We start from the raw sequence: 19674 nt of genomic DNA, 5'->3' as shown, positions 1-19674 counted from the left end.
ACTTATGGGTTCTCCCATTACAGAGATAAGGTATTATATATAGTACCTAGAAAAGATGGATATTTAATTATATCTAATCAGAGTGGAACCGTGGAAGTTTACCTTCTGCCTCTGTATAAACAGTGGTAGTAGGTTTTTTTTATTTATATAATATATTCGAATAATATGCTTATTAACTACAGTATAAATTAATTATAATATATAAATACTTATATAATTAATTTAAAGTTAACTTATTAGATAGAAATCTTAAAATACAATATTTAAAGAATTATCTTAAGGAATTTGCAGGCCAGCAAATAAATGTTTAACTAAGAATTAAATTATCTAAAATAAATATTAGGAGGATAAAAAATGAACTTTAATTTAATATTAGCTATTATATTATCAATAGCAGCAATTTATATAATTTATTTAGTAAAATCAAAAACAGGAAAGTTTTCTTATTCAACATTAACTGCATTAGCAATAGGGTTAATCCTAGGTGCAATTTTCAAGGGAGATATTATGTTCCTTGAAGTAGTAGGTAAGGGATATATATCATTAATTAAAATGATAGTAGTTCCTTTAGTTATGGTATCAATAATAACAAGTATAATTAGGCTTAAAAATTTAGATACTCTAAAATCAATTGGCCTTAAAACATTAGGTATATTACTTGGAACAACAGGTATAGCATCAATAATAGGAATAGTTATGGGAAAGATCTTTAAATTAGGACAAGGGTTAAGCTTTGTAGGAGCTGAAGGATTTAAAGCAAGAGAAATACCATCATTTTCAAAGGTATTATTAGACTTTTTACCATCAAACCCAGTAGCATCAGTAGTTAATAATCAAATAATTCCAATAGTTATTTTTTCACTTTTCATAGCAATAGCTTTAGTTATTGAAGATAATAAGAATCCTGAGAAGGTTAAACCATTTAAGGATTTCATTTTATCAACTTATGAATTAGTATTAAGTATAACAAGAATAGTATTAAAATTCATACCATATGGAGTTTTTGCATTAATAGCAACAGCTGCAGCAAGCAATGGGATGGATACTATAAAATCATTAATTGGTGTCGTTTTAGCAGTTTATATTGCTTGTATATTACAAATGTTATTAGTTCATACTCCTTTAATAACTTTTGTTGCAAGAAAAAATCCATTAAAGTTCTTTAAGGATATTTTCCCAGCTCAAGTTGTTGCTTTCACAAGTCAAAGTAGTTATGGAACATTACCTGTAACAATTAAGAGCTTAGTAGAAAATGCTAAGGTTTCTGAAAATATAGCAAGCTTTGTAGCTCCACTTGGATCAACTATAGGAATGAATGCATGTGGTGGATTATATCCAGCAATAGTTGCAATTTTTGTAGCTAATGTATTTAATGTTGATATGACAATGTATCATTATTTCTTAATAGTATTAACAACAGTTATATCTTCAATAGGTATAGCAGGAGTTCCTGGAGCAGCAACTATGTCAACAACAGTTGTTTTATCAACTTTAGGATTACCTATAGAAGGTATGGCAATGGTAATGGCTGTAGATGCTATAATAGATATGATGAGAACAGCAACTAATGTTACAGGTTCTGCTGTTGCAGCTCTAGTAGTTGATGAAACTGAAAAAAGAAAAGAACGTAATAATGTAGCACTTGATGCTAAATAATTAAATAAAAGTAAAATATGATATAAGTTTTAGCCCTATTAAACTGAAAATAATATGTTTAATAGGGTTTTTTTTATTTTAATTACTTAGTAAAAAATAAACAGTGAAAGTGTAGATATAGATTATAATAGTTAAGGGATATAGAAATGGTTCTAAATGATTAATGGATACAGAAATGATTCTAAATAATTAATATATATAGAAATGATAATAAAAAATAGGTACTACATAGATAATTATTATCTTCTGTAATACCTTTAAAACAATATTTATTATTTAAGCAATTCAACTATATCTTCAAGCTTTTTACCACCAAAATAAACTTTAGAATCATTTATTATTAGTGCTGGAACGCTCATTATTTTATGTTTATCTTTAATATCTTTGAAGTTTGATAAATCTAACATTTCTGTTTCTATATTAGGATTTTCTATAGCTATTCTTTGAGCTGCAGTTACAACTTCAGGGCAAACGTGGCATGAAAGAGATACTGCAACTTTAATATTAGTTTTCTTATCTGGTGACAGTGATTTAATTTCATTTAATAAATCGTCAGTTAGTGCTTGACCTGGACCAGCTAGATTGTAAATAGCTAGTATAAATGAATTTAATTCGTGTCCTCCAGGTACACCATGGAATTTAACTCCACTGTAGTTACTATCTTTATCTAATAAAGCAACTACAGGATATTTATCTGCATGAATTTTAGATTCCATTTCAAGGTTTTCACCTTTTTTATAGATGATAGCAGAAATTTTATCATTTAAATCAGATATATCTAAAATTAAATCTCTTAATTCAATTGATTTTTTATTACTTTCATCAACTATTGATACTAGTGAAATGTTATTTTCTATCTTAGATAATATACCCTTTAATTGGTTTCTTAGATTATCGTTTAATAAATTACTTTTTCCAGATAAAGTTTTATTATTGGTAGTAGGTACTTCTTTTTTTATTTCAACTTTTTCTTCAATAATATTTTCATCAACTATACCAAGTCTTTCTTTTTCAGAAGCAACATATCTTTCAGCATCTGTTGCTGCAATAGCACCATCAGCTACAGCTGTTACAACCTGTCTTAATAGTTTAGGCCTTAAGTCACCTGCAGCATAAACACCTTTTATATTAGTTTGCATATTTTCATTTGTTAAGATATATCCGTATTTATCCATTTCTATCTTATCTTTAAATACTTTAGTTTGTGGCTCATAACCAACAAATACAAAGATACCAAATGTTCCATCTTCTTTAGGAGGGAAGTATTCTGATCTTTCATTAGTAACATTATTAATAAGCTTTACAGATCTTAGAACATCATCACCAACAGCTTCTACAACTTCAGTATTGAATCTTATTTCTATATTTTTATTAGCTTTTACTTTATCACCGATAGATTTAGCGCAAGTAAACTCAGGTTCTCTTGCAATTATAATTACTTTTTTAGCAAATCTAGTTAAATAAATAGCTTCTTCAGCAGCTGCATAACCTGCACCGATTACAAGTACTTCTAAATCTTTAAAGAATTCTCCATCGCAAGTAGCACAATAAGCAACACCTCTACCACCATATTCAATTTCTCCAGGGAAGCCTAATTTTCTTGGTGTAGCACCTGTAGCTATAATTATAGATCTACCTTGAATTTCACCATTATTTGTTTTGATAATTTTTACATCTCCAGTAAAATCAACATCAATTACATCAGCTGATTGAAATTTAACACCAAAGTTTTCGGCTTGGATTCTCATATCTGATGTTAAATTAGGACCAGTTGTTTTTACAATACCAGGATAGTTTACAATTTCAGCAGTACTATTAATTTGACCACCAGTATGTTCTTTTTCGATTATTAAAGTATTAAGTCTTGCTCTACCAGCATATAGACCAGCAGATAAACCAGCAGGACCGCCACCGATTATAATTAAATCATATATTTTATTCATAAATTCCTCCTTAAGATTTCAATGATATTATTAAGTAATAATTATTATTGATTAGTTTATTAAAAAAATAGCGAGTTGCCTCGCTAATTTTTTAATATTATTGATATATATTTAGGAGAGATTAGCTCTCCTTATGTTTTATATTAAAGTTTACCAACTAAATCTAAGCTTGGTACTAAAGTTTCTTCACCTGGAGTCCAGTTTGCAGGGCAAACTTGATCGCCATGTTCAGCTACGAATTGAGCAGCTTGAACTTTTCTTAATAATTCTTCAGCATTTCTTCCAATTCCATTTTGGTGAACTTCATATGCTTGAATTTCTCCTTCTGGGTTAACTATAAATGTTCCTCTTAAAGCTAATCCTTCTTCTTCAATAAGAACTTCAAACATTCTTGCTAATTTTCCAGTAGGGTCACCTAACATTGGATATTGAACTTTTGCTATTGTTTCTGTTGCATCAGCCCATGCTTTGTGAACAAAATGAGTGTCTTCAGATACTGAGTATATTTCAGCTCCAATTTCTCTGAATTTTTCATAATGATCTGCTAAATCTCCTAATTCAGTTGGACAAACAAATGTAAAGTCTGCTGGATAGAAGAAGAAGATTGACCATTTACCTAAAACATCTTCCTTTGATACTTCCTTGAAGTTACCATTGTGGTAAGCTTGAACTTTAAAATCTTCGATTTTTTTTCCTATTAATGACATAAATTTTTTCCTCCTCAAATTTCAATAATTACTATGAATTAATAATAATTATTATTTAATAAAATGTCAATAGGTTTTTGAAAAATAATTGATAATTTTTATCAATTGATTCTTTGTAGCAGTTATACAGAAATATATAATATTATTGCCCAAATATGTATAATACTTACACATAATAATTAAATAAAAATTAAGAATTTTAATACATATTGTTTTACATGTTTATTTAGTATAAAATATATATAAAAAGTAGATTTTAAAAAGTAGATTTTTAGGGAGGATAATATTCTTGAATAAGGGTGGAATTAGATTATATTATAAAAATCAGGAAGAACTTAGTTATGCACTAAGAGACTACATAGACGATTATTTTGAAGGTAACATAGAGGATGAAGCTTTAGAAGAAAAAATATTTATGGTAATAGAAGCTAATAAGGCTAAATTCTATAAAGATGATGAAATAGCTAAGAAACCAAAACAAATTTTAGGAAAAACAAGATTAAATGTATTAGAACAAATTTTAAAGAAAAAAATGGGGTAAGAACATAAGAAAGTTGCCATTATTTAATAAATTATATTTTTTAAACTTTAAATGGTTCCACTAATAATTTGGATTACTTATATTTGTAAATTAGCAAGAAGGACAAGTAGAAATACTTATCCTTCTTTTTTTAATTAAGTCTTTCTAAGCTTTCTAAATTAAATCCAAGCATTTCGGGTATGAAGTTTTTTAAATTTATATAATCTAATCTAAAATAATATTGAGGGACTTTCTCATAAAGTTTTAGATATAATTTTAGATTTTCTCGTGATTCTTCTAGATTATTTATTTTTTCATAACATATACTAAGTAATAAATATATTTCTCTAAAAGCGTCATTTTTAAGTAAATATCTTTCACCCATAAGAATTGCTTTATTATATTTTTGAGCTATATAATAAGTTTTTACAATTAAAAAAGAGAGATAGCTGCTTATATAATAGTTATCATTTAGTTCAATTGCCTTAATATAGTTGTTTATTGCTATGGTATATTTATTTAAAAGGAAATATTCATTAGCAATGTTATAGTAATATAAATAATTTTTTTCTTTGTCAGCATAAGATAAATATATAGAAAGATTTCTATTACACCTATCTGTTAATTGTTTTTCATTATAGTCATATCCAAAATTATATAATATAAATTCTAAATTTAAAATTTGATTTAAATATGAATCATTATATAAAGAGTTGTTAAGTTTTTCATTTATTCTTCCAGAAAAATAAAATCCAGAGTTATTTTTAATAATCCTAAGTAAATACTCGCCTTTATAAGGTTTATTATCGATTATATTTATAAGCTTTAATCTAAATCCTAAATATAAAGAATCATTTAATACATTTTTTAATTTAGATACTTGAGTATTATCTAATGCCTCATCACAATCAATGCACAAGATCCAGTCTTTAGATGCGATTTCTAATGCTTTATTCCTTGCAGAACTAAAGTTATCATTCCATGGAAACTTTATTACTTGTGCATTGAATTCTTGGGCTATATTAATCGTATTATCAGTGGATCCAGTATCAATTAGGATTATTTCATCAGCAATACTTTTTACACTTTTAAGACATCTAGATAGGTTTTCTTCTTCATTTCTAGCTATAATACAAACGCTTAAAGTATCCAAAGAAAGTTACCTCCAAATAAAAATGGTTTTATTATAGAATATGATAATAAATAAAATATGCTAATAATAGAAAAATAGATATTATTATTAAATTCTACTTAAAACTACTTATTAAAGGGTATTTTATTAAAAATAAGCATAATATGATAAGTAGGAATAGATTATTATATATAAAATAAGTAATTGGAGGAAGTCAATGATTAGAATTTTAATTGGGAGTCCTATTCATCAAAAACCTGCTATTTTAAAAGAGTTCCTTCTATCATTAAAAGAATTAAATTCAGATGATTTATTTATTGAATATTGCTTCATTGATGATAATAATATAGAAGAATCTTCATTAATCTTAAATGAGTTTAAAGAAGATATAGAGAAAGTTACTATTTTAAAAAGTGAAGAAAATACATCGTTATATATATGTGATGATTATACTCATAGATGGTCAAACGATTTAATAAGAAAGGTGTCTAATTTTAAAAACACTATAATAGAAAAAGCTTTAAAAGAAGAGTATGATTATCTTTTTCTTGTAGATTCTGATTTAGTAATGCACCCTAAAACCTTAAAAAGGCTAGTATCATTAAAGAAAGAAATAGTTTCAAATATATTTTGGACAAGATGGCAACCAAATAACTATGAGCAACCACAAGTTTGGTTAAAAGATATGTATACTTTATATGAATTTGAATACGGAGAAAACTTAAGTGGAAATGAAGTTATGAAAAGAACATCAGATTTTATAAATATGTTAAGGAAACCTGGAACTTATAAGGTTGGAGGGCTTGGAGCATGCACTTTGATATCAAAAGAAGCACTTTCAAAAGGAGTAAACTTTAATCCAGTTTATAATATTTCCTTTTGGGGGGAAGATAGACACTTTTGCATAAGGGCAGCTGTACTTGGCATTCAGTTATATGTAGATACCTATTATCCTGCTCACCATATATATAGAGATGAAGATTTAGGAAAGATAAGTGAATATAAATCATCTAATATTATTAGAGAGTTTCAAGTTTACAGTGCTAAAGCATATGAAACTTTGGAAATAGCCTTAGAAGGAATTGGGGATTATAGCTATAAAAAAGATATACCTTTTAATTATTTGGAGTTTTTTGAAGAAGAAGAGCAAGCTAGATTAAGAAGGGAGCTAATAATTAATAGAAAGATAGTATTAGAAGAAAAAATAACAAATAAAATAAGGATAATTAGTCATCAAACACAATTTACTAATAATGTTAATGAGATAGTTATTAAGGTAGTTTATAATGAATTAGGATATAGGAATAGCTATAGTTATTATGAAGAAAAGCAAAGTGAATTTACTTTGCAGATGGATAAAGACGGAAATTATAAAATTATTAAGTGGATATCTGAAGGTAAAAGAGATCCTGTAATTAAACCTTTAGTAAGGAAAGCTAAAGAAGAAGGTAATAAATTAACTTTATCAATGATAGTTAAAAATGAAGAAAATAGATTTTTAAAGAAAGTGCTAGAAGATGCTAAACAATATATTGATAATGCAGTTATAATTGATGATGGAAGCACTGATAATACTGTTGGGATAATAAAAGAAGTATTAGGAAATATACCATATAAATTAATAGAAAATATTGATTCAAAATTTAGTAACGAAGTTACATTAAGAAAACAACAGTGGGAAGAAACTATAAAGATTAATCCAGATTGGATAATATTTTTAGATGCGGATGAGATTTTTGAAAATAGATTTAAATATAATGTACGTGATTTAATGAAAAATACTGAAGTAGATGGTTACATGTTTAGACTGTATGATTTTTGGGATGAAGAGCACTATAGAGAAGATGATTTATGGAATGCTCATAATACCTATAGATTATTTATGATAAGATATCAAGAAAACTATAACTATTTATTTAGAGAAACGCCACAACATTGCGGAAGGATGCCATATAATTGTAATAATTTAGCCTATGAGCTGAGTAGTTTACGATTAAAGCATTATGGATGGTCTAGATCAGAAGATAGAAAAGAAAAGTTTGAAAGATATATGAAGCTAGACCCAGAAGGTAAGTTTGGAATTCTTGCACAGTATTACTCAATATTAGATAAAAATCCAAATTTAAAAAAGTGGATAGAATAGTAAGCAATTAACAAATTTATTCTATATTAGATAGCTTTGCTATATTTTGAGAGGCAGAATATTGAAAAGTGAAATAATATCAGTCGTTTAATTAAAGGCTATATTTTAATTTACAGTATATAAAAGAGGCTGTATCAGAAAGATATTTAATGCAAAATGTAAAATGCAAAATTACAGCCTCTTGAATTAAAATTTAATACAATTAGAAGTTTATTTTATCAATTTCAGATATTAATGATTTTATATCATTATCATTTGGGTGGTTTAATGATTCTACAAGATTATCTTTAATTGCTTCAAACTTTTCAGGCATAGATTCCTTTATCTTATTTTGAATAGCATCTGATACCTTACCTTGGCACATATATGTTCCAATAATAGTATTAGATTGAGGTATTAATTTTTTTACGCTATCTAAAATTCCGCTAAAGTATTCTTTTGTATTATCATACCCAGCAGTTCCAAATATAAATACCTTCTTGCCAGAAAGTTTCTCTATAAATGCTTTAATATCTGCTCCACAAGAGTTTCCTGCTGTCCAAAATCCTACAAATATAACATCTGCTTCAAGTGCTTCATCAGAAGGTTTCCCTATATAACACTCACCAACTTTACTTTTAATTGTTTCTGCTAATTTTTTTGTATTACCAGTTACACTGCTAAAAACTATTGAATATTTCATTTTTTCTCCTTATCATACGCTAAAGTAATTAAATTATTATATAATAATTATTATTATGCATATATAATACCATATTTAAAGTTGTAGAGCTACTAATTTTTATTTGAAATCTCTATGGAATATTGCAGTCTTAGTATCATCTTCAAAGTCTCTTAAAGATGTTATATTAAGTTTTTCTAAAACATTATCCATAGTAGTACTATGAGTTGCTACTTTTATTGGGGAATGGTAAGCAAAAGTATCTACGGCTATTTTCCCTTGCTCTTTAGGAATAATAGCTTTAGGACCTCCAACACATCCACCAATGCAACCCATGCCTTCAACGAAGTTTGCTTTAATTTCACCATTTAAAGCTTTGTTTAATATTTCCTTACACTCTCTTACTCCTTCGGCTCTGACAGAACTAAATAGCTTAGCTTTTTCATGATATAGTTCAGCAACAGCTTCGCCAACTGCAATAGAAACACCACCTGTACGAGCGTATAGTCTACCACCTCTTGAAGCATAATCTTTAGATGGGATACCTTGAAGTTCGTTAGGATTAATCTCAAAAGCTTTAAATATATTGTCTAATTCTTGGAATGTTAGAACAAAATCGATATCTCCAGCTAAGTCAGGTTCTTTTGCTTCTGCTTTTTTAGCTATACAAGGGCCTATAAAAACAACTTTAGCATCTGGATTTAGTTTTTTTATAACTCTTCCAGCTCCAATCATAGGAGAAACGGATGGAGATAAATCAGGAACTAATTCTTTATATACTTTTTTTAGCATTCCAACCCACATAGGACAACAACATGAGGTTATCATTAAATCATTAGGACCATTAACATGGTGGTTAAATTCAACAGCTTCTTTAATAGTAATCATATCAGCAGCAAAAGCAACTTCAATCATATCAGTAAAGCCCATTTTAATAAAAGCAGCACGTAATTGATCCATTGATACATCTTCACCAAATTGGCCCATAATTGCAGGTGCAACAGCAGCAATAACAGTCTTATTGTTTTTAATTAAATCTAATATAGGAATAAAGTCAATTTTATCTAGGATTTTACCATCTTTGCAAGCATCTATACATAATCCACAACCAACACATAAGTCATAGTTTATATATGTAGATTTATTATCATCATCATATAATATTGCATCGAATGGACAACTTGCTTGACATTTAAACTTCTTATTTTCATCTTGTTTACAGCTAATATTGCAACTATCTAATTTCTCTATGAATCTTTTATTAACTGCATAATTTGTAATTGCTTTTTTTATGTTGTAAACATAGTTGTTATCAAAATCTATAGAAACTCCACAAAGTGATGTAATAATTTTAAATGTCTCCTGAGGTGAAATTTCATGACAGACCATAATTCTAGAAAGCGTTTCATCAAAGTTGCCTTCGTAATAAGATCTTACTAAAGTATCAAAAAGATCACTGTATTTATTATGCATTAATATACCTCCAATTAATAAATTTTCTATAGTTTAGTATATATAATTTACTAATTATTAATACTAAAAAGTTATAAATTGCGAATAAAAGGGCTATGATAACTAGATATGTTCCATAAGCTAAATAGCTACGCCAAGTACTTCTAATTGCTCGCTATATGCTTATTCCACAGTCTATTTATCTTCGCCAACTTATATTCTGTCACTTGATACAGTTAAATTAAGAATTAGACTCATTAATGATATGTATTAAATTGGAGATATTATATAAAAATCGGAAAATTAATACATATCATTAAGTTTAATTTGCAATTTATTTAAAGTGTAACTTAGTATTTAAATAATGCATCTTAGTAAAATTATATTGATATATTAATTAAAAATAGTAGTATGAGATTATAAAGGTTTAAGAGGAGCTATTATGAAGGTAGTAATTAATCAAGATGAGAATAATAATGAAGTTGAAATAGTGATAAATTGCAAGGTTATTGATGATAATATAGTGAAAATAATTGAAAAGTTAAGGGAAGAGGAAAATATAATTACTGGTGTTAAAGATAGTAAAGTTCATATTATAAAACCAGAAAATGTATTATATTTTGAATCTGTTGATAAAAGGATATTTATATATACCAAGGAAGAGGTATATGAAAGTAATCTTAGACTTTATGAAATTGAAGATAAATTTTCAGAATATCATTTTTTTAGAGCATCTAAATCAACAATAATAAATATATCTAAAATTTCAGTTATAAACCCTGTAATTGGGGGAAGAGTAGAGGTTTTGCTTGAAAATAAGGAAAAGTTAATAGTTTCTAGACAATATGTACCTATACTTAAAGCAAAATTAGATTATTAAAAGGTTGGGATATAATGAAGAATTTTTATAATATAGGATATGAAATAAAAGCTCTAATAGGATTATTCTTTATGATGATAATATTAACCTATGGAGTAGTAAGTTTTTTTATTGGAAATAAGATAATGCCTTTAGAGTTATTATGGGAATTTATCTTATTAGCGATCATAGTTGGATTAATTCAATTTATTTTATATAATGAAAAGTTTTTATCGAAGATATCAATAAAAACAAAAACAATATCACATTATTTAATACTTTTAGGAGTTTTAAGTATCTTCATTAAATATTTTAATTGGATAGAATTATGGGGAATACCTTTTAAGATATTTTTCATAATATATACAGCATACTTTATACTTGTAACTTTGAATTTTTATGTTTATAAAAAAATAACAGGAGAAAGGTTTAACGACAAATTATTAAAATATAAAGAGAATTTATAGGTGGTGTAAAAATGGAAGCTATAAAGATAACTAATTTAACCAAAAGTTATGGAAAAAGCAGAGGAATAAAAAATGTAAATTTAGAAATTAAAGAAGGAGAAATATATGGCTTTATAGGGCCAAATGGAGCAGGAAAGTCAACGACAATAAAGACTTTGCTTAATTTTATTTTCCCTACATCAGGTAGTGCTAAGATATTAGGAAAAGATATTGTAAGTGAAAGCAAGCTTATTAAGGAATTTACAAGTTATGTACCAAGTGAAGTTAGATATTATTCAGATGTTAAAGTAAAAGATATATTAAACTATGCAGCTTCATTTTTTGATTATTATGATGGTCAGTATTTAAATGAACTTTGTAATGAATTAGAAGTTGAACTAGATAAGAAAATTGAAGAACTTAGCCTTGGAAATAAAAAGAAGGTAGCTATAGTTCAAGCACTTTTAAGTAATCCTAAGATAGTTATTTTAGATGAGCCAACAAATGGGTTAGATCCATTAATTCAACAAAAGCTATTTAATATATTATTGAAGGAAAAATCAAAAGGGAAGACTATATTTTTATCATCACATAATCTTTCTGAAATAGAGAAATTTTGTGATAGAGTTGCGGTTATAAAAGAGGGAGAAATAATTGACATATTAGATTTAAATAAAATGAATAGAGATTTAGGCAAAAGGATAATTTTAAAATCTAATGACATAAATATAAAGGAAATTGAGAAGATATCAGAAAGCTTTAAATATATTGATGAAGAAATTGAGTTTATATATAAAGGAAATATAAATGAGTTAATAAGTGTTTTAGCTAAATACAATTTGGACAAGTTATTAATTGAAGAAGTTAAATTAGAAGAAGCCTTTTTAAACTATTATGAAGGAGAGAATAAGTAATGAATATATTTAAGTTTGAATTTAAAAGAAATATAAAATCATTAATATATTGGAGTATAGGAACTTCTGCAATTATAGTTTTTTTTATGGCATTATTCCCAAGTATGAAGGATATGGGAATGCAAGAATTAGTAGGTGCAAAATTAGATTCACTTCCACCAGCCATTTTAGAAACCTTTAATTTTTCAAGTACTACTGATTTTAGCAATATAAATGATTTTCTTGGATATTGTCTTCAATATATTGCAATGGCTTGTGGAATTTATGGTGCAATGCTTGGAGTTAATTCTATAATAGAAGAGGAGAGCGAAGGTACAATAGAATTCTTATATTCTAAACCAGTATCAAGGAGTAAAATTCTTTGGAGTAAGATATCATCAAGGGTTGTGTACTTTTGTATATTCATAATTGTTATTGGAGCATCTACAATAGGTATATCTATTGCAGTTAAGCCAAATGAAGTAAATACAATGGATCTTATGATGAATATAAAAAGTGTGTTTATTGGAATGGCCTTTTTAGGATATATATTTATGGCAATTGGTATAGCTATATCAACAATTTTAAAAAAAGGGAAAATGGCAACTAGTTTAGGCGTTAGTTTATTTTTTATGACATATATAATTGGTATTATATCTAAGCTAAAAGAAGAGTTTTCATTTATAAAATATGTTTCTCCATATGAATGGGTAATTCCATCAAATATAATAAAGGATGGATTTGAATTAAAATTTGTTTTACTCGGATTCTTACTTATTATAATATCATTAGTTGCTGCTAGTATTATTTATAAAAAGAAAGATATGAATATAAATTAAAATAAATGACAGGTTGTGAATTTTAAATTATAACCTGTCTTTTTTATGCAATTAATCATAAACAAAATTAAATAAAGTTTGTGTATACATAGACAAAAAGCAAAATTAGTTATAGAATTTAATTAATGAAATATTATGGAGGTAGTTATGGATAATGAGTTTTTTTGGAGAGCGTCTATAGATGAAATAGAAAAGGGATTTGTAGAAACAGAAGAATATATAAAATGTATAGTATGTGAAGAAATATTTATTAAAGGAAGAATATACGAAATAGGTGGTAATTTATATGATGCAAAAAAAGCTGCTCAGCTTCATATAAAAGAAAAGCATAATTCTATGTTAAGTTATCTATTAAATATGAATTCACTTTATACAGGAATATCATCATCTCAAAAGTCAGTAATTGAATTAATAGCTTTAGGCCTTAGTGATAAAGAAATAGCAGCAAAGTTAGGTATTGCAAATTCGACTATTAGAAACCATAGGTATAAATTAAGAGAAAAAGAAAAACAAGCTAAGCTATTTTTAGCAACTATGAATTTACTTGTTAAAGAAACAAATAAAGATATAAATATGTTAGAAGAGGATGTTATTTGTGATGCACACAAGGGAGCAACAACTTTAGATGATAGATTTAATATAACAAAGGAAGAAAAAATTAAGGTAATAGAAACTTATGTAGATGAAAATGGTGCATTAAAAAGCTATCCATCTAAAGAAAAGAAGAAGATTATATTATTAGAAGAAATAACTAAAAACTTTAATGTTGGAAAGAAATATTCTGAAAAAGAAATAAATAGAGTATTAAAAAGAATATATGAAGACTATGTAACAATAAGAAGAGCTTTAATTCAATATGGATTCCTAGATAGGTCTAAAGATTGTAGTGAATATTGGGTGAAGGAATAATGATAAAGAATTTTTTAGAGTTAAATAATGATGAAAAAATTTTAGCATTAAAGTTTATAAAGGAAAATGAAAATATTGATTTATCATTATCCCAAATTGAAAAAGAACTTACGGATAAAATATGTAATTATGGTGAAGGTATATTATTTTATTTTGATGAGAATGAAGTAGTAGGTAAGGTGTCGGTTATACTAGAGGTTGTAGATAAATTAGAAACTATCTATATAAATAAAGTAGTTTGTCCAAATTATAATAAAAAAATATTGAGAGAATTAATTAATAATTCATTAGTGTTTGCTAATAAATATAATGCCAAGAAAGTTTTACTTGGAATAAGAAGTGATAATTTGCTTAAGTTAGCACAAGATATTGGACTGAAAAGAAGTTACTCATCTTTTAATATGGTTCTAAACAATAGAGAAAAAGTAAATGATGTGTTAGATAAGACTAGGTTATCAAAGGAAAATATCGAGGAATATGTTAATGTATATAATAAGTCTTTTATGGATATGCCTCACGGAACTTATATAGAAATAGAAGAGGCAAAAGATTATTTATCAAATAAAAATGACAATGAAGATTATTTTATTGTATTAGATAAGGGTGAAAGTATAGGCTTTTTAAATACTATTATTAAAGATAAAAAAGCTTTCTTTGATATAGGATTAAAAAAAGAGTATAGGGGAAAGGGCTATGGTAAAAAATTATTAGAAACAGCAATACAATTTTTAAATGAAAAGCAAGTAGAAGAAGTTTGTTTAACAGTAATAGAAAAGAATAGTATTGCGTATGAAATGTATAAGAAAAGAGGATTTAAGGTTTATAATAAACTAAGTGATTGGATAGAATTGATGTAAATTCAAAGGGGGTCGCGAAACGCGAGCCCCTTTGAAAGTTGCAAAATTTAATTTTTATAAATAATAATATATTTACAAATTTAAAGAATAGTGTTGTTAAATATAAGAATAAAAAATGAGAAGACTTTTTTAAACTTTTAGAATTTAAAGGTAATATTATTTTTTAAGAAAGGTTATGATGTAAATAAAATATATGCACAATATAACACGGTTTGATTTAACAAAGAACAATGATTTTATATGGAGTAGTTTGGGCAGGGATGCTAAATGTTGTAGGACCATAAACAACTATTAGGTTTCTATTTCCAGGGTATATATTAAAAATCTGATCATTTGTTAAAATTATTTCTGTAGATGGACCAATGTTGAGTTTAAAATTTCCATCACTGCTTACAAGTTGTTTATTAAAATAGTCTACAGTAACATTTTCAGCTCCTGTGTTTTTAGCCATAACAATTGCACGATATTGTGGAGGGTAAATAAGCGGGACTGGTGCATTTGCATCGAAAAAGCCGGTTACCTTGTCGCCTACTTTAATTACTGTATGATCTACAAAGTAAGTTTCTGGTGAAATTACAAAATTTACAGGGCCCATGTCCATAGTTTCTAGCGACATTAATTTATAGCAACCTAATGATGGATTATCTTGACCTGTGTAAAAATCTTCAATCAGTGTAACAGTGCCACTAAAGGCTGCAAATTTTTGTACCGTGTTTCTCCACATTGAATTGTAGTGGAGGTAATCAGCTTGCTTAATGTAATAAGGATAAGAGAAAAATTGATTATTATACATATAATACTCCTTTATATTGATACTGCTGTAAGACTCATAATTAATAGTATATTAGTAGCTAAAAGTAGTGTTACCTAGTTTATGTACTATAAAAAGAATTATGAATATGAAAAAAGAAAATCCTTACAAAAGTTATTATAGTATTATAATATGAAATTAAATTAATTGAAGTTTTTTTGTGTAAATTGATTATATGTATAATAATTGTTAATATTGTTGTAATAGAAATCAATTTAATTAAGTTTATATTCCAGTAAAAGTAATATGTAATTGATTCTTATTTATTCAGATAAGATATGAATTAAATGAAGGCTGCTTTAAAGTTAAGCCTTGATAGCAAACTATGATAAGTTATAAAAAGGAGTTGAATTTCCTAAAAAAATTTATAGCTTTCAAGAAAGAAATTAGAAAGGTTGGAGTAAAAATGATAAAACCGATTGTAAAAGATATATTATTCTTAGGACAGAAATCAGAGATTGCAACTAAAGCTGATGTAGCAGTTATTGATGATTTAGTGGATACGTTAAGGGCAAATTTAGAGAATTGTGTTGGTATGGCTGCTAATATGATAGGAGTTAAAAAACGTATATTGGTATTTAGTATAGGCGATATAATAGTTCCTATGGTGAATCCAGTTATAGTAAAGAAAGATAAAGGCTATGAGACTGAGGAGAGCTGCTTATCTTTAAGTGGCTTCAGAAAAACAATGAGATATGAAGTAATTGAGGTAGAATATCTTGATAGAGAATTTAAAAAGCATAAACAAATATTTAATGGATTTACTGCACAGATTATTCAGCATGAAGTAGACCATTTCGATGGTATAATAATTTAAGAAATAAAGATTTATATGATTAGATTTTAAATTAAAACTATTTAGGAAAAAGGGGTTATTATGGTTAAAGTACGAAAAATGCTTGGAAAAGCAGATTCACCATATATTGTTTCTCTTATGAGATTAATAGAAACACAAAGCAAAAATACAATTGTAAAATGGTGTAATGAATATGCAAGGGAGCATATTCTACCTATTTATGAAAAAGTTTATCCTGAGGATACACGTTTAAAAAATGCATTGAATGCAGTTGGTGAATGGTTAGAAGGAAATATGAAATTAACAGAGGCAAAGAAAATTATTAAGGAAGTTCAAATAGCAGCAAGAGAAGCAGAAGGAAATCCATCAGCACAAGCTGCAGCTAGAGCAATTGGAGCAACAACTGCAACAATTAATACTGTAACGAGTTCTTTAGGCCTTGCTTTTTATGGTGCTGCAGCAATAGCATATTCATCTGTTGGTGTTAATGCTGAAATTGATGTTTATGAGGAAATTGCATCAAAAGAGTGCAAGAACATGGAGGATGCTCTACGTAAAGTAGCTATAATAGATGAGATTAATCCAGCAAAAATAAATTGGTATTGTTAAATGTAGTGTATGAAAAAACAAGAAATTAGATTTATCTAGAAATTAATAAATTTAAATATAAAAAATTATATGTTTATTTTTTATTTTAACTTCTATAACTCAAGGGCGTCGCGAAACACGACGCCCTTTGAATATTTTATATATAATTTAAAATCATATTAATTTTTATTATCTAGCATAAAAAATTACACTCTTAGCTAATTTAATATCAAGAAGTTTATCGAAAAAGTTTATCGTTTATATTAAGGATATTAATATAAGAATAATACAAAAGCTGTAAAGATAAGTACTCTACATTTTTAATTCTACCATGCTGCTGTATTTTACATTAAATGTTCGAATAATATTTTAAATCCGATACCTATTAAAATAATTCCACCAATTATTTCAGCATAATTTTGAACATGCTCTCCAAGCTTTTTACCAAGAAAAACTGCTAAGAAGCTTAATACAAAAGTAGTTATTCCTATTATAGTTATTGAAGGAATGATGTTAACACTTAAAAATGCAAAACTAACTCCAACTGCTAAGGCATCTATACTAGTTGCAATAGCTAATATAGTTAGCTTTTTATAAGAAAATTCATCTCTTTCACATTCTAAAGCAATATCATTTTCTTCAGAACGCATTTCCTTAATAGATTCTATTAGCATTTTTCCACCTATGATTCCAAGTAGTATAAAAGCTATCCAATGATCAAAAGATTTTATATAATCTTCAAAATATCTACCAAACCACCAGCCGAGTAGAGGCATTAATGCCTGGAAGCCACCAAAAAATAATGCAACTCTAAGAGAGTATTTAAATTCATCCTCTTTTAAACAAATACCTTTAGCTAATGAAACAGCAAAGGCATCCATAGATAAGCCTATTCCTGTCATAAAAATTGAAAAGAAACCCATGATATGTAACTCCTTTATTATAGAATTTATTGCAAAATCCAATTAGTATTTAGGATTCTATTGCCTTTTACAAATTATACTCACATAAAATAATAAATAAATAAAAAAGACCTATACGTAGCAAAGCTACGCATAAGTCTCGTTATTCAATACTAAGCCAGAACCAAGTTAGTTCAATATGTTGACTTAGTAACTCATTCGAAAATAGAGCTAACTACTCCCCTATACATAAAAACTATATCATATTTAAATAGTATATCTTTATTTCAGCCTATATATTACCAAATTATAAGTAATATATCAATAATTAATTTTCATTTTTATCCTTTTAGTTTTGGAAAGCAATAAATAAAAATAGTAACATTGAAATCTTATAAATAAGTAAATAGGATTTTAATTTTATAATACCTAAATTATGATTAAATAGAGATTGGACAGATACTTTTATTAATAGAAAAGTATAAAACCATATTTGTAACTTTTATAAAGATAAATTAGTCCTTAGATAAATAAATTGTATATAATAAAGTGAAATATAATAGTTTAGGAGTATAGGATGATAGTTTTTAATAAAATAATAGCACTATTTTTGATTATTTTAATAGGAGTTTATGGAACCAAAAAAAATATAATAAATGAAGGGGTTAATAGAGGGTTAAGAAGAATATTATTAGAGATTACACTACCACTACTAGTTATAAATTCCTTTAGCTTTACTTTTAATGAAGGTATGGGAAGAAACGTAATTAGCGCATTTATATATAGTGTTTTATTTATGATTTTGGGAGGAATAATATCTTTCATTTTATTAAAGCCATTTAAGGGTGAAAAGAAAAAAATATTACATTTTGCAAATTTCTTTTCTAATTGTGGATTTATTGGATTTCCAATTATAAATAGCATATTTGGTGCAGAAGGAGTAGTTTATACATCTATATTTAATATGGTTTTTACAATTTTCTTATGGACATATGGAGTAATGATATTTTCAGATAAGCTATCAAAAGAAAATATAAAAAAGGTATTATTAAATCCTTCAATCATTGCAGTATATATTGGAATACCTATTATGATATTTAATATAAAATTACCGATAGCTATTTTAGATACAACTAAGATAGTAGGGGATATGACTGCACCTATATCAATGATTATAGTTGGAAGTATATTAGCAAAGGTTAAAATTAAATCTATATTTAAAGAAGTATCAGTTTATTATGGAGCTTTAATAAAATTAATAGTGATACCACTTGCTATTTATATGATTAAATTAATAATAAAAGATAATTCTAATGTAATAGATACCATGATAATTATTCAAGCTATGCCAGCTGCTGCTATGACATCAATATTTGCGGCTGATTTTGATAAAGAAAAGGAATATGGAGCAATAGTAGTGTTTGTTACAACGCTTTTATCAATAGTAACCATTCCTATAATAGTAAAAGTAATAGGTTTATAAAAAGTGCTATAACAAATTTGAAGATGTCAATTTTGTTATAGCACTTTTCATTGCATAATAAATAGAATATAAAGTAT

Annotated in this window: 19 protein-coding genes and 1 other annotated feature (1 of these 20 only partly in view); of the genes, 12 read left to right on the top strand and 7 right to left on the bottom strand. The window is 26.7% G+C overall.

The genetic code is table 11. The annotated features are described in order from the left end of the window. Positions 1-116, top strand: a binding site (T-box leader); it begins 127 nt to the left of the window's first position. A gap of 238 nt (positions 117-354) precedes the next feature. Continuing rightward, positions 355-1656, top strand: a complete 1302-nt coding sequence (locus I2A75_RS00635; protein ID WP_195262546.1) for a dicarboxylate/amino acid:cation symporter — start codon at positions 355-357, stop codon at positions 1654-1656. A 272-nt stretch (positions 1657-1928) separates the two neighbouring features. On the opposite strand, the gene I2A75_RS00630 is transcribed toward I2A75_RS00635, so the two are convergent. Both I2A75_RS00630 and ahpC read right to left on the bottom strand, forming a co-directional pair. Next, positions 1929-3599: an FAD-dependent oxidoreductase gene (locus tag I2A75_RS00630; RefSeq protein WP_195262545.1), complete on the bottom strand. Its 1671-nt coding sequence runs from the start codon at positions 3597-3599 to the stop codon at positions 1929-1931. A 143-nt stretch (positions 3600-3742) separates the two neighbouring features. Further along, positions 3743-4306, bottom strand: coding sequence for an alkyl hydroperoxide reductase subunit C (gene ahpC / locus I2A75_RS00625; RefSeq protein WP_195262544.1), 564 nt, complete (start codon positions 4304-4306; stop codon positions 3743-3745). Between the two features lie 289 nt (positions 4307-4595). Here ahpC and I2A75_RS00620 point away from each other — a divergent pair, with 289 nt between their 5' ends. Continuing rightward, positions 4596-4847, top strand: coding sequence for a TIGR04540 family protein (locus tag I2A75_RS00620; protein WP_195262543.1), 252 nt, complete (start codon positions 4596-4598; stop codon positions 4845-4847). Between the two features lie 130 nt (positions 4848-4977). Here the strand turns inward: I2A75_RS00620 and I2A75_RS00615 are convergent, their stop codons facing one another. Further along, positions 4978-5979: a glycosyltransferase gene (locus I2A75_RS00615; RefSeq protein WP_195262542.1), complete on the bottom strand. Its 1002-nt coding sequence runs from the start codon at positions 5977-5979 to the stop codon at positions 4978-4980. A 196-nt stretch (positions 5980-6175) separates the two neighbouring features. Here I2A75_RS00615 and I2A75_RS00610 point away from each other — a divergent pair, with 196 nt between their 5' ends. Continuing rightward, a complete protein-coding gene (locus I2A75_RS00610) occupies positions 6176-8101 on the top strand; it encodes a glycosyltransferase (RefSeq protein ID WP_195262541.1) in 1926 nt (641 codons plus the stop codon). A gap of 202 nt (positions 8102-8303) precedes the next feature. Here I2A75_RS00610 and I2A75_RS00605 read toward each other — a convergent pair whose 3' ends face one another. Together I2A75_RS00605 and I2A75_RS00600 are read right to left on the bottom strand one after the other, a co-directional pair. Further along, entirely contained in the window at positions 8304-8783 is a 480-nt protein-coding gene (locus I2A75_RS00605; RefSeq protein ID WP_195262540.1) for a flavodoxin family protein, read from the bottom strand. Positions 8784-8882: 99 nt separating this feature from the next. Continuing rightward, positions 8883-10235: a [Fe-Fe] hydrogenase large subunit C-terminal domain-containing protein gene (locus I2A75_RS00600; RefSeq protein WP_195262539.1), complete on the bottom strand. Its 1353-nt coding sequence runs from the start codon at positions 10233-10235 to the stop codon at positions 8883-8885. 421 nt (positions 10236-10656) lie between these two features. On the opposite strand from I2A75_RS00600, the gene I2A75_RS00595 reads away from it, so the two are divergent. The 6 genes from I2A75_RS00595 to I2A75_RS00570 all read left to right on the top strand — a co-directional run bounded on the left by I2A75_RS00595 (position 10657) and on the right by I2A75_RS00570 (position 15017). Further along, positions 10657-11094, top strand: coding sequence for a LytTR family DNA-binding domain-containing protein (locus tag I2A75_RS00595; RefSeq protein WP_195262538.1), 438 nt, complete (start codon positions 10657-10659; stop codon positions 11092-11094). 14 nt (positions 11095-11108) lie between these two features. Further along, a complete protein-coding gene (locus I2A75_RS00590; protein WP_111931739.1) occupies positions 11109-11540 on the top strand; it encodes a DUF3021 family protein in 432 nt (143 codons plus the stop codon). Between the two features lie 11 nt (positions 11541-11551). After that, positions 11552-12433: an ABC transporter ATP-binding protein gene (locus tag I2A75_RS00585; RefSeq protein WP_111931741.1), complete on the top strand. Its 882-nt coding sequence runs from the start codon at positions 11552-11554 to the stop codon at positions 12431-12433. After that, a complete protein-coding gene (locus I2A75_RS00580) occupies positions 12433-13251 on the top strand; it encodes an ABC transporter permease subunit (protein WP_195262537.1) in 819 nt (272 codons plus the stop codon). The genes I2A75_RS00585 and I2A75_RS00580 overlap by 1 nt, the downstream gene beginning before the upstream one ends. Before the next feature lie 147 nt (positions 13252-13398). Further along, positions 13399-14160: a DUF2087 domain-containing protein gene (locus tag I2A75_RS00575; protein ID WP_111931319.1), complete on the top strand. Its 762-nt coding sequence runs from the start codon at positions 13399-13401 to the stop codon at positions 14158-14160. Further along, the gene (locus I2A75_RS00570; RefSeq protein WP_195262535.1) at positions 14160-15017 is read left to right on the top strand and encodes a GNAT family N-acetyltransferase; all 858 of its coding nucleotides are present in this window, start codon (positions 14160-14162) and stop codon (positions 15015-15017) included. Before I2A75_RS00575 ends, I2A75_RS00570 begins: the two co-directional genes overlap by 1 nt. 217 nt (positions 15018-15234) lie before the next feature. Here I2A75_RS00570 and I2A75_RS00565 read toward each other — a convergent pair whose 3' ends face one another. Then, positions 15235-15810, bottom strand: coding sequence for a hypothetical protein (locus I2A75_RS00565; protein WP_195262534.1), 576 nt, complete (start codon positions 15808-15810; stop codon positions 15235-15237). 424 nt (positions 15811-16234) lie between these two features. Between I2A75_RS00565 and I2A75_RS00560 the strand changes: the two genes are divergently transcribed. Together I2A75_RS00560 and I2A75_RS00555 are read left to right on the top strand one after the other, a co-directional pair. Next, positions 16235-16645, top strand: a complete 411-nt coding sequence (locus tag I2A75_RS00560) for a peptide deformylase (RefSeq protein ID WP_195262781.1) — start codon at positions 16235-16237, stop codon at positions 16643-16645. Between the two features lie 60 nt (positions 16646-16705). After that, positions 16706-17233 carry a putative immunity protein gene (locus I2A75_RS00555; RefSeq protein ID WP_195262533.1) on the top strand — a complete coding sequence of 176 codons (528 nt, stop codon included), beginning with the start codon at positions 16706-16708 and terminating at the stop codon, positions 17231-17233. A gap of 323 nt (positions 17234-17556) precedes the next feature. Here the strand turns inward: I2A75_RS00555 and I2A75_RS00550 are convergent, their stop codons facing one another. Then, complete coding sequence (locus tag I2A75_RS00550; protein ID WP_195262532.1) at positions 17557-18135, bottom strand: manganese efflux pump MntP family protein; 579 nt, start codon at positions 18133-18135, stop codon at positions 17557-17559. A 556-nt stretch (positions 18136-18691) separates the two neighbouring features. On the opposite strand from I2A75_RS00550, the gene I2A75_RS00545 reads away from it, so the two are divergent. Next, on the top strand, positions 18692-19597 hold the full coding sequence (locus I2A75_RS00545) for an AEC family transporter (protein WP_195262531.1): 906 nt from the start codon (positions 18692-18694) through the stop codon (positions 19595-19597). The last annotated feature ends 77 nt before the right edge of the window (positions 19598-19674 follow it).

The sequence above is a fragment of the Clostridium sp. 1001275B_160808_H3 genome (assembly GCF_015550425.1).
In the GTDB taxonomy this organism is placed as follows: Bacteria; Bacillota; Clostridia; order Clostridiales; family Clostridiaceae; genus Clostridium.
The sequence above is the reverse complement of the archived record's forward strand: the minus strand, read 5'-3'. Positions and strand labels throughout refer to the sequence as shown.

Excerpts from the sequence above, each read along its gene's own strand:
- ahpC (WP_195262544.1), bottom strand. The coding sequence starts at position 4,306 with ATGTCATTAATAGGAAAAAAAATCGAAGATTTTAAAGTTCAAGCTTAC.
- I2A75_RS00585 (WP_111931741.1), top strand. The coding sequence starts at position 11,552 with ATGGAAGCTATAAAGATAACTAATTTAACCAAAAGTTATGGAAAAAGC.
- I2A75_RS00595 (WP_195262538.1), top strand. The coding sequence starts at position 10,657 with ATGAAGGTAGTAATTAATCAAGATGAGAATAATAATGAAGTTGAAATA.
- I2A75_RS00610 (WP_195262541.1), top strand. The coding sequence starts at position 6,176 with ATGATTAGAATTTTAATTGGGAGTCCTATTCATCAAAAACCTGCTATT.
- I2A75_RS00575 (WP_111931319.1), top strand. The coding sequence starts at position 13,399 with ATGGATAATGAGTTTTTTTGGAGAGCGTCTATAGATGAAATAGAAAAG.
- I2A75_RS00560 (WP_195262781.1), top strand. The coding sequence starts at position 16,235 with ATGATAAAACCGATTGTAAAAGATATATTATTCTTAGGACAGAAATCA.
- I2A75_RS00550 (WP_195262532.1), bottom strand. The coding sequence starts at position 18,135 with ATGGGTTTCTTTTCAATTTTTATGACAGGAATAGGCTTATCTATGGAT.
- I2A75_RS00635 (WP_195262546.1), top strand. The coding sequence starts at position 355 with ATGAACTTTAATTTAATATTAGCTATTATATTATCAATAGCAGCAATT.
- I2A75_RS00600 (WP_195262539.1), bottom strand. The coding sequence starts at position 10,235 with ATGCATAATAAATACAGTGATCTTTTTGATACTTTAGTAAGATCTTAT.
- I2A75_RS00565 (WP_195262534.1), bottom strand. The coding sequence starts at position 15,810 with ATGTATAATAATCAATTTTTCTCTTATCCTTATTACATTAAGCAAGCT.
- I2A75_RS00545 (WP_195262531.1), top strand. The coding sequence starts at position 18,692 with ATGATAGTTTTTAATAAAATAATAGCACTATTTTTGATTATTTTAATA.
- I2A75_RS00570 (WP_195262535.1), top strand. The coding sequence starts at position 14,160 with ATGATAAAGAATTTTTTAGAGTTAAATAATGATGAAAAAATTTTAGCA.
- I2A75_RS00555 (WP_195262533.1), top strand. The coding sequence starts at position 16,706 with ATGGTTAAAGTACGAAAAATGCTTGGAAAAGCAGATTCACCATATATT.
- I2A75_RS00605 (WP_195262540.1), bottom strand. The coding sequence starts at position 8,783 with ATGAAATATTCAATAGTTTTTAGCAGTGTAACTGGTAATACAAAAAAA.
- I2A75_RS00580 (WP_195262537.1), top strand. The coding sequence starts at position 12,433 with ATGAATATATTTAAGTTTGAATTTAAAAGAAATATAAAATCATTAATA.
- I2A75_RS00630 (WP_195262545.1), bottom strand. The coding sequence starts at position 3,599 with ATGAATAAAATATATGATTTAATTATAATCGGTGGCGGTCCTGCTGGT.
- I2A75_RS00590 (WP_111931739.1), top strand. The coding sequence starts at position 11,109 with ATGAAGAATTTTTATAATATAGGATATGAAATAAAAGCTCTAATAGGA.